At 42.1% G+C, this 14,969-nt stretch carries 13 protein-coding genes; 8 read left to right on the top strand and 5 right to left on the bottom strand.

Going from position 1 to position 14,969, the window contains the following annotated elements; all coding sequences use genetic code 11:
- Positions 1-10 precede the first annotated feature (10 nt).
- Genes EG2_RS16100 through EG2_RS16090 form a run of 3 tightly spaced genes read right to left on the bottom strand, consistent with a single transcriptional unit; the run spans position 11 to position 3,761 of the window.
- Positions 11-1,348: a PTS galactitol transporter subunit IIC gene (locus tag EG2_RS16100; RefSeq protein WP_003127905.1), complete on the bottom strand. Its 1,338-nt coding sequence runs from the start codon at positions 1,346-1,348 to the stop codon at positions 11-13.
- A gap of 12 nt (positions 1,349-1,360) precedes the next feature.
- Entirely contained in the window at positions 1,361-1,816 is a 456-nt protein-coding gene (locus tag EG2_RS16095; RefSeq protein ID WP_003127904.1) for a PTS sugar transporter subunit IIA, read from the bottom strand.
- A complete protein-coding gene (locus tag EG2_RS16090) occupies positions 1,806-3,761 on the bottom strand; it encodes a BglG family transcription antiterminator (protein WP_003127903.1) in 1,956 nt (651 codons plus the stop codon). Before EG2_RS16090 ends, EG2_RS16095 begins: the two co-directional genes overlap by 11 nt.
- A 196-nt stretch (positions 3,762-3,957) precedes the next feature.
- Between EG2_RS16090 and arr the strand changes: the two genes are divergently transcribed.
- From arr to EG2_RS16065, 5 genes are all read left to right on the top strand, one after another.
- Positions 3,958-4,377, top strand: coding sequence for an NAD(+)--rifampin ADP-ribosyltransferase (gene arr, locus EG2_RS16085; protein ID WP_003127902.1), 420 nt, complete (start codon positions 3,958-3,960; stop codon positions 4,375-4,377).
- Between the two features lie 121 nt (positions 4,378-4,498).
- A complete protein-coding gene (locus EG2_RS16080; protein ID WP_005469958.1) occupies positions 4,499-5,425 on the top strand; it encodes an ROK family protein in 927 nt (308 codons plus the stop codon).
- A gap of 48 nt (positions 5,426-5,473) precedes the next feature.
- Positions 5,474-6,232 (top strand): MurR/RpiR family transcriptional regulator, encoded by a 759-nt coding sequence (locus tag EG2_RS16075; protein ID WP_005469956.1) that lies wholly within the window; start codon positions 5,474-5,476, stop codon positions 6,230-6,232.
- A 251-nt stretch (positions 6,233-6,483) separates the two neighbouring features.
- Positions 6,484-7,794: a PTS sugar transporter subunit IIC gene (locus EG2_RS16070; protein ID WP_003127899.1), complete on the top strand. Its 1,311-nt coding sequence runs from the start codon at positions 6,484-6,486 to the stop codon at positions 7,792-7,794.
- A 21-nt stretch (positions 7,795-7,815) separates the two neighbouring features.
- Positions 7,816-9,255 (top strand): 6-phospho-beta-glucosidase, encoded by a 1,440-nt coding sequence (locus EG2_RS16065; RefSeq protein ID WP_003127898.1) that lies wholly within the window; start codon positions 7,816-7,818, stop codon positions 9,253-9,255.
- Positions 9,256-9,336: 81 nt separating this feature from the next.
- On the opposite strand, the gene EG2_RS16060 is transcribed toward EG2_RS16065, so the two are convergent.
- Positions 9,337-9,792: a hypothetical protein gene (locus EG2_RS16060; RefSeq protein ID WP_021150666.1), complete on the bottom strand. Its 456-nt coding sequence runs from the start codon at positions 9,790-9,792 to the stop codon at positions 9,337-9,339.
- 201 nt (positions 9,793-9,993) lie between these two features.
- Here EG2_RS16060 and EG2_RS16055 point away from each other — a divergent pair, with 201 nt between their 5' ends.
- Positions 9,994-10,617 carry a helix-turn-helix domain-containing protein gene (locus tag EG2_RS16055; RefSeq protein ID WP_003127896.1) on the top strand — a complete coding sequence of 208 codons (624 nt, stop codon included), beginning with the start codon at positions 9,994-9,996 and terminating at the stop codon, positions 10,615-10,617.
- A 201-nt stretch (positions 10,618-10,818) separates the two neighbouring features.
- Here EG2_RS16055 and EG2_RS16050 read toward each other — a convergent pair whose 3' ends face one another.
- Positions 10,819-11,835, bottom strand: a complete 1,017-nt coding sequence (locus tag EG2_RS16050; RefSeq protein WP_005469953.1) for a YeiH family protein — start codon at positions 11,833-11,835, stop codon at positions 10,819-10,821.
- Positions 11,836-11,926: 91 nt separating this feature from the next.
- Here EG2_RS16050 and EG2_RS16045 point away from each other — a divergent pair, with 91 nt between their 5' ends.
- Complete coding sequence (locus tag EG2_RS16045; protein WP_060815408.1) at positions 11,927-12,754, top strand: LysR family transcriptional regulator; 828 nt, start codon at positions 11,927-11,929, stop codon at positions 12,752-12,754.
- Positions 12,755-12,932: 178 nt separating this feature from the next.
- Positions 12,933-14,723, top strand: coding sequence for an excinuclease ABC subunit UvrC (gene uvrC, locus EG2_RS16040; RefSeq protein WP_060815407.1), 1,791 nt, complete (start codon positions 12,933-12,935; stop codon positions 14,721-14,723).
- Positions 14,724-14,969 lie beyond the last annotated feature (246 nt).

Here is a 14,969-nt window from a genome sequence, read left to right as displayed (position 1 = left end):
GTTCTTCCTCCTACATGACGCTTTGTTTTTTAGGTAACACCTTGTTAACATAGATCAAACCGATGACAACAATCGCACCGATGATCGCTAATCCGCCCCAGCTCAATACTTTTGTCAAACCGACATAAAGCCAGGTAGTCCATAGTCCGCCTTCAGCTAGAGCTGTGATCGTTGAATTTCCTTGTAAGTCAAAATTGGCAGACTTAGCAGCTGTTGTTACTAATGGTGCGACCCAAGAAGTGATATACAAAATACTGGTCATATAAATTGTCCCTGCGATAACCGTCCGGATAATATTTCCGCCAAATACTGCTGCCATCAAACAGACAAGAAACGGAATCGTTGCTAAATCTCCAAAAGGCAATGTCGTATTTCCTGGCAAAACAACCGCTAAAAGTATCGTAATTGGTACGAGTAATAATGACGAAGACAATACTGCTGGATGTCCGACAGAAAGCGCCGCATCCATCCCAATGTAAAGCTCTCTTCCAGGGAAACGTTTCTTCACAAAGTCATTGGCAGACTCAGATATAGGTGTAAGCCCTTCCATTAATAGAGCAACCATTTTTGGCATAATGACCATCACTGCGCCGGTTTTAACTGCTAATTGGCCAGTGCCTGCCACATCATAGCCAGCGAGAATTCCGATGATCAAACCAATCAGAAAGCCCATAACTGTCGAGTCCCCAAAGACACCAAAACGTTTTTGAATCGATTCCGGGTCAGCTTTCCAGTCTCGCAATCCCGGAATACGATCGAATAACCAGTTCATCGGTAAAGCGAAAACAAATCCTGGAGCAGCGGTCCCGTGTGGGAAAGTGATATTCGGGAAACCATAGAATTTATTAATGATCGGTCCTAAAATATCTCCCATCAAAAGAATCATCATTAGATAGATGACGGTTGCAGCGATCCCCATGGCAAAGTTGCCAGTCAAAGCATAGACCAACGAAGAAATGAACGCCGCATGCCAAATATTCCAGATATCGACATTCAATGTTTTCGTCAGGCCAAAAATAATCAAAACAACATTTAACACAACACCGATCGGAATTGCCAGACTTCCTAGAATCGTCCCATAGGAAATCGCAGCTGCTGCCGGCCAGCCAACATCAATCGTCGTCAGATTCAAGCCAAATCGCTCAACCATCTGTTGCGCTGCTGGTCCTAAGCTATTGCTTAACAGGTCGATCACTAGATTCAAGCCCACAAAACCGACACCAACTGTTAAAGCAGATGTGAAAGCCTTGCCTGGTTTCGTTCCCAGAATAAGACCAAAAATAAATATCAAAATCGGGAGTACAACGATTGACCCTAAATCAACAAACCACTGTAACGCATTTAACATGATATTCCCTCCTTATTCCAATCCATACTGTTGCAAAATCATCCGATATTCCTCAACATCATGGATGTCTCTTAACTTTTCCAACACACCATTTTTTTGAAACATTTCGATCAAGTTTTGCAGCATTTGTAATTGTTCGTGCGGCTCCTTTAATGCCAACATAAAGATTAATGAAACTGAAATTTCTTTGTCCCTTGTTCCCATTTCAATGAATGGCAATGGATCTGTCAATGAAAGAAAGCCAACTTGCGATCTCTTGACATACTGACTATCTGTATGAGGAATCGCCACGCCAATCCCATTGATCATCAGACCGGTTGGAAAAACCGCCTCTCTTTTAATCACGTTGTCAAGATACGCCTCTGTCACACATTCATTCTTTAAAAATTCCTCTGTAAGTAGCCGAAATGCTGCTTCTTTAGATTCTACTTCTTTGTTTAATAAAGCAATTTGCTGGTCAAAAAACATTCGGGGTCCCTCCTTTTACAAGTTTACGATAAAGTTCTTCTCGATTTTTACTGCTAACCACCCATCGTATTTCTTCAGGAGAGTTGAATAAATCGTAAATAGATGCAATCAATTCTTTTGCTTCTGACATATTTTTTTCAGCGATTGCCAAGAGAACGACTAATTGAACTTCCGTATCTCCCCATTTTATGGCTTTAGGTAGTGTAACAAATGCTAGTTTTGTTGTTTTGACAGTCTGCGGATCGGCATGCGGAATCGCTACGCCTGTCTTTAATCCGGTACTGCCTAATTCTTCTCGTGCATAAAGTGACTGCTTAAAATCGTTGGTGACTAAATGATGGCTCAAATAACTCTCTGCAAGAAAATCTAAGACGTCTTTTTTGGTGTTAAACGGTTGGTTAATGTACAAAAATGCCGGATCTAGATATTTCTGCAATAGCTCTGATGATTGGTATTTGGATGAATGCAGTTTCTTTTCATTTTCATTCAGGTTTGAAAGATTTGCCGAAATCATGGCAATTTCTTCAGTTGTCGGTAATGGTGAAACATAGAGAACAGGGGGTGACACTTCCTCCAACGGAACAGTTGAAATGATCAGATCCACTAATTCTAGTGATGTACTGGCTAATTTCTCTGCACTGATGATCTCTAAAACTGTCGTAGCAGAAATCGTTTGTTTGATCCGGTTAAAGATCAGCTCAGAAGTGGCTAATCCAGAGCTGCAAACGATCAGCACATGCTTTGTGACTTTGATTTTTTCAAAAGCGAGTTGAAAATGAATCGTTAGAAATGACACTTCATCTTCTGTCAAGAAGAGTGCAAAGTTTTTTTCTAGTCCGCCAATCGCATATTTCGTTAATGTAAACATGGTCGAGTATTGCTTCTTGATCAATCGCAACAAAGGATTTTTGACTAACATGCCATTTTTCAGACGATGGATCATAGGGACAATATGCGAAAGCAGTGCTTGCAACAATAAGTTATCTTGTGTCAAATCAGTATCTAGCAAACGGGACATCTTCTCGATCATTTCTTCCGTTGTTTCGATCACGTTGGCTTCTCTTTTTTCCGTAATCTGCATATACGGCTCAATTCCATGAGCTAAAAGCAATGAACAAATGTATTGGATATCTGTCTCTGCTAGGGAAACAGCTAGTTCACTTTCAATCCGTTCTGCAAAGGAAACAGCAACCATATACAGTTTCATCTGTTTTAATTTCTCAAATCCCAAATTCTCTTGCTGTTCCAAATGTCTTCCTAGACAAATCCGTGAAAGAAAAATTTCCAACGATACCGTCAAGGATTCCACAAAATAACTATTGAGTTGGCGACCAAGTGTTAAGGATATTTCTGAAATCAGTGCTGTAGTCAAGGTAACGATCTTCGGATCAAACAATGTCTGAATGGCAGAGTGATCCAATCTTGCAGAATCTGTATGTTTTTCAAGAAAAGATTTGAAAGTTGCTTGTTGAACAGATTCTTCCTCCTCTAGCTTCAACCCTTTTGCAGACATTGACGCACGAACTTTTTTCTTCTGACAAAAAGCGAATAATTCATCTACATCTTTTTTGATCGACTGATAACTAACGTAGAAATATTCTGCAAATCCTTGGTAATGCATTGGCTTTTTCGAGAAGAAATAATTTGCAAAGATAAACAATTTACGATATTCAGGAGAATATTCGTCAACGATTTTACCTTCAGTAACGATGAGTTTGTAGCCTTTTTCCCTTGCAGTGGGATTCCCTTCAAGCTTGACCCCTCTTCTAGGCAAACGAGCAATGGTCAACCCGTAAGGCTTGATTTTTTCTTCCAGACTCGCCAAATCTGTATAGACTGTTTTTAAAGAAACATAGAGCTGTTCTTGAAAAAAAGCGGCTGGTCTGAACTCTTTTTGTGTCAGCAGCAATTGCAACAACACTTTCTCTCTTTTACTCAAATCCATTTGACCACCTCCAGGAAGCGCTTCCTTAACTATATATTAGGGAATCAGCGCATAATAGTAAATAATATCTGATTACCACATTAATCTGGTAATTGTATCACATAGTGACCATTCCACCACTAGACAAACAGCTTTTCAATCTGGAGGGATTCTTGTATGCTAAGTAAAACAATGAATGATAGAAAGGATGAACCAAATGGAGCACACAAACGATTCATTAGACCGAGGACCTTTTTTCCACGGAACAAAAGCATCATTACAATTAGGCGAATTACTGGAACCAAAAAAAGAATCCAACTTTGAAGCCGGTCGGATCTCAAACTACATTTACTTCACCGCAACATTGGATGCAGCCAAATGGGGAGCCGAATTAGCCAAAGGAACTGGGCAAGAAAGAATTTATTTGGTTGAACCGACTGGGCCTTTTGAAAATGACCCGAACTTGACCGATAAGCGATTCCCTGGTAATCCGACCCGTTCCTACCGTTCTGCCTCTCCGCTGAAAGTCGTCGCAGAATTAGGGGCATGGGAACGGCATTCGGAAGAAGTGATTCAACAGATGTTATCCCACCTGCAGCAACTAACAGAAGATGGAAAAGCCGAAATCATTGATTGACAGTTTTCTTAGCACGCAAACGCCACCCTTGTTTCTGGCCGTCGAAAAGAAAAATATTCCAACAAGTGCCATGCTACAATGCAGAAAAGACACTGATTAAAAGAAGAAAGTAGGAATAACGATGTATGTAGGATTTGATATTGGCGGCACAACGATCAAATACGGGGTTCTTGATGAAACAGGAGCAATTCTGGAAAAAAATATGCTTCCGACAAACTACGATCCCCAGTCTTTCTATCAAAATTTAATCACAATTATTAATGAAGCTAAAAGTCGCTATCCGATCGCCGGGATTGGGATCAGTGCGCCGGGCATCGTGCAAAAAGACGGTTTGATGCTGACAGCTGGCGCCATCAAACCATTGTACGGCGAGAATTTCAAAACCACATTAGAAGAATGCTGTGGTTTAACAGTTTCTGTCGAGAATGATGCCAATGCAGCCGCCATCGCAGAGAAATGGATCGGCAATGCCCAATCCTTCTCCAATTACCTTTGCCTCGTCTTAGGAACTGGTGTAGGCGGAGGGATCGTAATCAATGATCAAGTGTATCGCGGTGCCCACGGCATGGCAGGAGAATTTGGCTGGATGGTGATCGACGCCTTGCCTTCTACAGGTAATAGTGAGGAAGTTTCGATCAATCGTAAAGCTGCTGTCGTTGATGGGCTCGTTCGGATCTACAATCAAAAAGGCGGTCAGCTGGCAGGATTTCAAGCGACGACAGATGCTCGAGAAATTTTTCAGCGCGCACAGATGGGAGAAACATTAGCAGAAACAGTGACCCAACAGTTCCTGACAGATTTGTCCGTCGGGTTGATCAATTTGATCAGCTGTTTCGATCCAGAAGCCATTCTGATTGGCGGTGGTATCAGTGCCAACCCATATTTCTTTGAACGACTGCAACAGACATTAACAACTGTCGAAACACAACACGCTGCCATCAACTATTTGCGGGGAAAAACGATTGCTCCTGTGCTGCCTGCCAAATTGCAAAATGACGCCGGATTAATTGGTGCAGTTTATCAGATTCATCAGCAACTCACTCGCTAAATCATGGTATACTCGTCATATACTCTTATGGGATAGCGAGGAACATTTATGGCCGTTTTTCAGCATTTGAACTTAAACAAATTGTCTTCAGTCGAACAAGAGATCTATCGCTTTATTGTCAATAATTTAGAAAAAATCCCTTATATGCGAGTACGGGATATTGCAGATGATGCCCATGTTTCTTCCACTTCTGTCTTTCGTTTTGTTCAAAAAGTGGGATTCGATTCCTTTCCTGAATTTCGCTTTTATATCAAGACCCATTTAGAAAAAGTCCATTATGAAGAACATCAAAAACAGTTATCCCTTGAAGAACGCATCCGTGGATTGAACATGACGATTTTCCATCCCGATGTCGAATACCAAATCAAGAAGATGGCGCAAACACTGCGAGATGCGGACTGTATTTTATTTATGGGGATGGGGGCGTCTGGCGCAATTGCACAGTATGTCGCCCGCAAGCTCGCAAATATCGGCTACTTCTGCATCAGCATCGATGAATTGACTTACCCGATCCGCAGCTTCTTACGAGCCGATCAAAAAAACGTTCTGGTTTTCTTGAGTGTTTCTGGTGAAACAAAAGAATTGATCGAAGTCATTACTGGATTAGCTAATAAAGCGATTGCCCAAAAATATTGTATTACGAGAAATAAAGAGAGTTCTCTTGCCCATTTATGTGACTACTCGATCGAATACGCAGTCAAAGAAGAGCGCAAAGACATCTTCCTCGATCTGACTAGCCAGCTTCCAGCCATCGCCATCGTGGAAACACTGATTGGTTATTTACAAGATGAACCTACCCCTCAATGATGAACGAGCACAGAAAGTACCAGACAACGAAGAACGCCCTAGCCAGAACACTCGCTTTACAGCAGCAGTTTTCTGACTAGTGGCTGCAATCAAGCGTTTGTCTTGCTGCTTTCTGTTTTTTGTAACCACTTGTTCCGACTGTGGAATAAATTTCTTCCTCACAGAATTTGATTCTAAAAACGAATGCGCTTACTTTTTCAGGCAACCTTTCGCTATAATAAGTCCATCAAATAGAGAAAGGTGTTACTGTTATGCAAAAATTTAATGATCTACTAGACCGGTCCTTGGTACCAATTGCCACCAGATTGAATAACCAGCGACACGTCGCAGCGATTCGTGATGCATTTATGTTGATTTTCCCGTTGACGATTTCTTCTTCATTAGTTATTTTGGTCAACAATATCTTATTTTCCAACGATAGTTTTATCGTGCAATTATTTCAACTCTCAAAAATCTTTCCCAATTTAGAAAGTGCCCAGCAAGTACTGGCATCTGTTGCTAACGGAACCATCAATATCATGAGCGTATTCATTGCTTATCTGGTTGCCCAACTGCTAGCAAAACACTTTGATGCAGATGCGACACTAGTTGGTTTGACAAGTGTAGCTGCGTTTATGATTTTATATCCGACTTCTTTCTCAGTTGACGGTGTCAATGCCATCTCCACCCAATATTTAGGCGCACAAGGCTTATTCGTCGCCATGATCGTTGCTTGTCTGGTAGGAGAATTCTTGCCGAAACTATTCAAAGTCAAACGATTACAGATCAAAATGCCCGATATGGTACCGCCGGCAGTTTCCCGTTCGTTTTCTGGAATGATTCCTATCGTGATCATCGTAGCAGTTACCGCATTGATCAATTTCCTAGTACTGATGATTGCGCCAGAGGGCATCAATGAATTGATCTACAAAGGGATCCAAAGTCCGTTGCGTGATTTAGGAGGAAATGTCGTTGGTGTCTTGATTTTAGCTTTCTTACAAACACTGCTCTTCTCCATCGGGATTCACGGACCAAATACATTGAATGCCGTTCGTTCAGCAATTTTTACAGAACAAGATTTAGCCAACTTGGATTTCATCAATCAAGGCGGTTCCTTGTGGGATGTACCTTACAAAGAAACGTGGGGCGTTTTGAACGACATGTTTGCTAATATGGGCGGAACGGGAATGACGTTAGGGCTGATCATTGCCATTTTCATCGCCTCGAAGCGACCAGAACAACGGGAGATCGCTAAGATGTCACTTGTTCCAGGAATCTTTCAGATCAACGAACCGATTATCTTCGGGTTACCGATCGTCTTGAATCCGATTATGATCATTCCCTTTATATTGACTCCAATGGTCAATATTCTAGTTGGTTATTTTGTAACAGTCATTTGGCCGATCATGCCGACACCAGCAATCGGTGTGCCTTGGACCACACCGGGAATCATCAACTTGTTCCTAGGAACTGGCGGAAATGCAGTAGCTGCAATCGTTGGTGTGGTCTGTCTGGCGATTTCCGTATTGATCTACTTGCCATTCGTGATTGCTTCAAACCGTTCACAAAAAATCGAAGCGTAACTTTTTTAGGAGGAAAGAATTATGAGCAGCAAAATGCCAAAAGATTTTCTATGGGGTGGCGCAATTGCTGCCCATCAAGCAGAAGGGGCTTGGAATGTCGCAGGACGCGGCATGAGTATTGCTGATGTGATGACTGCTGGAGGAAACGGGATTCCTCGTGAAATCACGAGAGGCATCAAAGAAGATGTGTATTATCCTAATCACGAAGCGATCGACTTTTATCACCGCTACAAAGAAGATATTCAATTATTCAAAGCGTTAGGCTTAAAGTGTCTGCGTACATCGATCTCCTGGAGCCGTATTTTTCCAACCGGCCAAGAGGACGAGCCCAATGAAGCAGGCCTGCAATATTATGATGACCTTTTTGACGAACTATTAAACAATGGGATCGAACCAATCATTACACTGTCTCATTTTGAAATGCCTTATGCGATTTATGAAACCTACGGTGGCTTTGTCAATAAAGCCGTGATTCCCCTCTTCGTTAAATTCGCAACCTGCGTTTTTGAACGCTACAAAGATAAAGTCACCTACTGGATGACATTCAATGAAATCAATAATCAAGCAGACGGACAGGAACCATTACATGTCTGGACAAACTCCGCCATGATCATCGAAGAAGAAAGCAAGAAAGAAGAACTGGTCTTTCAAGCGGGTGTCAACGAACTGATCGCTAGTGCGGCGGCAGTCATTGAGGGGAAAAAAATCAATCCAGACTTTCAAATCGGCTGTATGATGGCTTATGTCCCAATCTATCCTTATTCCTGTGCACCAGAAGATTTGATGGCTTCGGTCAAAGCCAATGAACGTCGTTACTTCTATAGTGACATCCACGTCAGAGGAAAGATTCCGACCTATGCACAAACTTACTGGCAGCAAAAAGGGATCAAAATCCAAATCAGTGAGGAAGAGAAGGCTTTACTAAAGGCAGGGACTGTTGATTATATTGGTTTCAGCTATTATATGTCAGGAACGATCACGACATTGGAAACTGTCGAAGGCCAACCGACCGACGATATCCCTCACGCAAAAATCGTCCGTAATCCCTATATCACCGCGACGGATTGGGGATGGCCAATTGATCCCGTAGGACTTCGCTATGTTTTAAACACGATCTATCAACGTTATGACTTGCCGCTCTTTATCGTAGAGAATGGCTTTGGTGCCTATGATCAATTAACAGAAGAAAACACGATCCATGATCCCTACCGTATCTCTTATTTACGTCAGCACATCGAACAACTGGAGAAAGCAGTAATAGAAGATGGTGTACCCGTCTTAGGTTATACTCCTTGGGGAATCATCGATATCGTCAGTTTCGGCAGCGGAGAAATGGAGAAACGCTACGGCATGATCTATGTTGATAAAGACAATGCTGGCAACGGAAGTCTGCAACGCTTGAAAAAAGATTCCTTTGCTTGGTATCAACGGGTCATCGCTACGAACGGTGAAGAACTTTAACAGAAGTCTTGCTACTATCCCAAAAGTAAAAGCGACTACCTAAAAGACTGTTCTTTCAGGTGGTCGCTTTATTAAGGTTTCTTATTTGATTTCCTCTATACTAGAAGTGATTACCCAGTCATCCATGTTCTTCCCTCGTTGATACGTAAAAGGTTCAATCGCTTCCAGTTCAGCAATTCGATAAATGGCCAAAAATTTCTTTCCTGCCCAACGCTCCATTTGTTTTTTGGATAAATTTAATTCTGATTGGTGCTGCTCAACAAATTGTTGTGATTCTTCAGGTGTCATTTTCTCCGTTTCAATCACGTTCTCAATCATGCCACGATGAGTAACTAAAAGATCGCCACCTGTTTCCACGAAGTAGACACGGTCGCCAACTTTTGCGCGTCCACCTAACGGAGATTTGCGCCCTGCTGCCCCACGGATGATGGCGTTCTTTTCTCCCGCCAACAATTTCTGCAGCTCTTTGCCTTCTTTGTTTAGATAGACTAGATGCTCCGCTACTCCTTCTTTGCCTTCAACCCAAGAACTCACCATTTCCTTTTCACCTTTTTTCGATTATCATAGCAGAAGAAAGCGGTTTAGACTACAAATTTTTCATGTCATTTTAATCAGCTAGTTCCCCTTACAAATGACGAAAAATGCGAATATATCAGCAATTCAACGAATCGTTGCGTTCTTTATTTCCTGATTCAACGATTCATTTCTTGCACCTATCAATCAAAGGAGGCTACTCTGATGGTAGAGATTGGAGAAAATATCAAAAAGTTGCGCAAAGCAAAAAGGATGACCCAAAAAGAGGTGGCTAATCAATTGAATGTCACGCCGCAAACGATTTCTAAATGGGAGCGAAATATCAGTTATCCGGATTTGGATATGTTAGTCAAGCTAAGTCAGTTGTTCCATATTTCAACCGATGCTCTTTTAGGCAATACAAAACCAACTTTTTTTGCTTCCTTATTCTCAAAAAAGAAAAGAGGGAAAACGATGGAAAAAGTACCAGCAACTCCGTCCACTATCCAAACAGACAAGCTGTCCTCATCTGAGAAACAGATCATGATTTTTAGTGTCAGCAGCTGGATAACCGAGGGAGAACTGCAAACACAACGTCTGCAGTTAAAATTACAGAAATATTTTACTGTTCAAAGGCAGCCGATTGCGGTAGAGATGTACAGCTTGTCAAAAGTCGCAGAAAAAGCGCCAGCTGCTGATTTGATCCTCCTGACTCCTGAAGCTCAATTTGCATTAAAAGAACTACAAGAAGCCGTACCACACACCCCGATTCTTTTGCTTAGTAGCCAAGAGTACGGTCTACTACCGATTGAACAAATCGCTGAAAAAAGTTTGCAAGCCATGCTTTAGAGCGTTCAACAAAAATAGAGCGTGGAACAAAAGTAAAAAACACTTTTGTTCCACGCTCTAAACACGTCTAAACGGTGAGAGGCGAAGCAACTCCTTCGGAAATAAGTCGAAATACCCCCAAATTTGAAAAGTAATTTCCGTGTATTCCTCCTTATTTCTCGGAGTTTAACACTTCTGTCCCAGCCTCTTTCTTATCCTGTATTAGATTTTCAGCAACCAGATCAAGCTGAGCGCTGCAATTGTTTGAACCAAACCGACTGAAAGTCCATAGAAAAGGAACTTAGGTCCTTCTTTCATGAATTTACGGAAGTCTAAGCGCAAGCCGATTGCTGCAAGGGCGATGGTCTCAAACCAGGTACTGATGAAATGTGCAGCATCATTCAACCAACTTGGCAATGCAACGAAGCTGTTCAAGATACAAATCAGCAAAAAACCTAAAACATACCAAGGAATACGCAACGATCGTTTTTGTTTTACGACGGATGCGGATTGATTTTGTTGCGACACCATTCGTTCGAAAATCAAAACCACCACGACCAATAAAATGATCCGAGCGATCTTAAACAGCATGGCATATTTGACAATCTCTGCATCAAGTAAGCTGGCACCCGCTACGACTTGCCCTACGGATTGTAGCGTTCCTCCCAACAGTGCGCTTTTTTGTAAAACATCCGAACCAAACAACGCCAGACCAAGAAACGGCAAAGTCAACATCATCACTGTTCCTAACAAATTGACGAGTGTGATGATCTGCCCTTTTTCTTCATCATCGGCTTGGATGGCTGGTGCAATCGCGCCAATCGCAGAAGAACCGCAGACCGCATTGCCTCCTGCCATCATCAAACTCATTTTTTGATTGAATCCCAACTTCTTGCCAATCAAGTAAGCCGCAGTAATAACGATCGTCATCATCAATACGATGAAAACAAAACCACGAATCCCCATCTCACTGATCGTTTGAAAGGTAACAGTAAATCCTAGCAATACAACCGAATATTCTAAAAGCCGACTTTCTGCAAATTTCGTTCCTTGCGCATACTGTTTTTGATTGAAGAACGTATTGCCTAGAACGATCCCTAATAAAATCGCCAAAGTCGCTCCTCCTAATTGCGGCAGCCAAAGAGCCAAGACTTTCGCTACAGCCGCTACAATAAATGATAACAACAAGCCAGGTAAAAATGGCTGCAGATTGACGGGTTTGATTTTTTCAACATTCATTCTTGTCCATCCTTTCATACTGCCTTATATTATACACAGCATTTTTCATCTATAACATTTATTGATATAATAGTTTTAATAGGATTTTATAATGGAAGTGATTACACTGCTGGAAAAACTAGAAACGTTCAAAATCGTTTACGAAACACAGAATTTCTCGAAAGCCGCTGAGTTGCTGTTCGTGTCTCAACCTACCGTCTCCGCCCATATCAAACAATTAGAAGAAGAATTGAGCACCCAACTTTTCATTCGAAATGGCCGCATGAACATTTCAGCAACCCCACAAGCTCACCTGCTTTATCAAAGAGGGCTGAATTTATTGGACGATTGGCAGCATCTCTATCAAGAGATCCAACAAGGTACGCAACAGTTGGTTCCATGCCGGATAGGTGTTTCCCATACTTTTGCGATCTATTTGCTGCCGGATTTGCTGATGCGCTTATACACTCGCTTTCCCCACATCCAATTTCAAGTAGAGATGATGAACTCTGCCGCTGTCCTGCATGCGGTAGAGCAACACGAGCTTGACCTAGGGATCATTGAAAAGCCCTTATCCGCTGCTACCGTGGAGCGATACCCATTGATGAGTGACCAGCTAGTATTGGCTGGCGATCCGGCAGTCGGACCGTGGCTTGTGCGAGAACAAAGTTCTGGGGTTTATTATTATATGAAACGCTATCTAGAAGAGCAAAATATCCAGACGCCTATTTTACAAATCGCCAATAATGAGATGATCGTTGCATTGTTGAAAAAAGGCTTCGGCTGTTCAATCATTTCTGCACGAGCTGCTGGAGATGTCCCCCATGAAGATTTAGGCGAGCGTTATCGCCGCCAATTTTATTTGGTCAAACGGACCCGCGATTCCTATAAAGAATTTGCTGCTTGTGCTTCTTTTATCCGACAATGGCAGGAGGAATAATCGGTGTCTCTTGATGCCATCAGGCAACTTCTTAATCTTTTCTTACGATTGAACTGATTTTTTTGGTAAAAAAACTCATTCATTGTTTCTTAATTATTTTGTGATAGAATAATAGGGGCTCTGACGTTCCCCTATAAAGTAAAACAGATGTGAACGACCACCTAGAAAGGACCCTGAAATGAAGGAACAGATCAAAAACAAATTAGCTCTCTTACCCGATCAACCTGGTTGTTACTTGATGAAAGACAAAAATGGTACGATCATCTATGTAGGTAAGGCGAAGATTTTAAAAAATCGTGTACGTTCCTATTTTACAGGAAGTCATGACACGAAAACGGAACGCTTAGTTCAGGAGATCGCCGACTTTGAATATGTCGTCACTGAATCCAATACTGAAGCGCTTTTGTTAGAAATCAATCTCATTCAAAAAAACAAACCAAAATACAATATTATGTTGAAGGACGACAAGTCCTATCCATTTATCAAAGTTACGAATGAACGCTATCCTAAATTGATCATCACCCGCAAAGTGTTGAAAGATGGTGCGCTTTACTTCGGTCCTTATCCGGATGCCCGAGCAGCGAATGAAACAAAACGGATCTTGGACCGCTTGTTTCCATTACGCAAATGTGGTGCATCGCAAAAACGCCCTTGTCTCTACTATCATTTGGGACAGTGCGTCTGTCCTTACGTTCATCACATGGATCCCAAGGAATACCGAAAAATCGTTGATCAAGTCAAACACTTTTTCCACGGTAGCCATGTTGAGATCCAAAAAGAACTAAAGGAAAAAATGGGCGAAGCGATTGAATCCCTTGAATTTGAACGTGCTGCGGAACTGCGCGATCAAATCCAAGCCATCGATACCGTTATGACGCGTCAAAAGATGACTTTGACCGATCTGCTTGATCGCGACGTCTTCGGTTACAGTGTGGACAAAGGCTGGATGTGTGTCCAAGTGTTCTTTATCCGCCAAGGAAAATTGATTGAGCGGGAAGTCTCCTTGTTTCCTTTTTACAACGAAGCGGAAGAAGACTTTTTGACATTCATCGGTCAATTCTACCAAAAGAACGAGCACTTCATCCCAAAAGAAATTTTTGTCCCCCAAACGATTGAACGGGAACCTCTAGAAGTGCTGCTAAAAACGAAAGTCTTGCAGCCACAACGAGGTGACAAGAAAAAATTGGTCGACTTAGCCAATAAAAACGCGCAAATCGCATTGGATCAGAAGTTTGCTCTCATCGAGCGGACAGAAGAACGAACCATCGGGGCGGTGGAAAAATTAGGTGAAGCCATGGGCATTTCGGCCCCTTATCGCATCGAGGCGTTTGACAACTCTCACATTATGGGAACCGATCCAGTTTCTGCAATGGTCGTCTTTGTGGACGGCAAGCCTTCAAAAGATGATTACCGAAAATACAAAATCAAAACCGCACAAGGCGGTGATGATTATGGTTCGATGCAGGAAGTGATCTACCGGCGCTACTCGCGAGTTTTGAAAGAGAAATTGCCATTTCCTGACTTGATCGTCATCGATGGTGGGAAAGGTCAAGTAGGCGCCGCACAAGATGTCTTGCATAACCAGTTAGGATTAGATATTCCAGTAGCTGGTCTTGTCAAAAACAATAAACATAAAACCAGTGAGTTACTGTTTGGCGATGATCTGCAGCCGATTCAGCTCGAACGAAATTCAGTCGAATTCTTTTTGCTGCAAAGAATCCAAGATGAAGTTCATCGGTTTGCCATTACTTTCCACAGACAATTGCGCAGCAAGAACAGTTTCTCTTCAAGATTGGATGAAATTCCTGGTTTAGGACCAAAACGTAAGCAACAGCTAATGAAAACCTTCAAATCGCTGAAAAACATTCAAGCAGCTTCCGTGGCAGAGATCCAGCAAGCGGGCATTCCGCAAGCCATTGCCGAAACAATTTTAGAAAAATTATCCGATCAAAAGAAAACCACGTCCTAGAAACACTCGGACGTGGTTTTTGCTGGAATGAATCATCGAATTGTTTGGAAAGGCCACTAAGACATAAACGTGCTCTCAAGGGAATAGCGGAATGTTTCGTTCCCTTTCAGGCCTGTCTCTTAGATGGCTCTTTCACAAAATTCGTTACCCAGATATCTAGATATGTTTTCCTAAGCAATCAACAAGTTGACACGCAAGCCATCCAGTTCAGCTTTCTGCTCTTGTGTGATATGAGAATCTGTAATC

Origin of the sequence: Enterococcus gallinarum NBRC 100675, from assembly GCF_001544275.1 — a bacterium.
Lineage (GTDB): Bacteria > Bacillota > Bacilli > Lactobacillales > Enterococcaceae > Enterococcus_D > Enterococcus_D gallinarum.
Note: the sequence above shows the minus strand (reverse complement) of the source record. Positions and strands in the feature narration are given on the sequence as shown.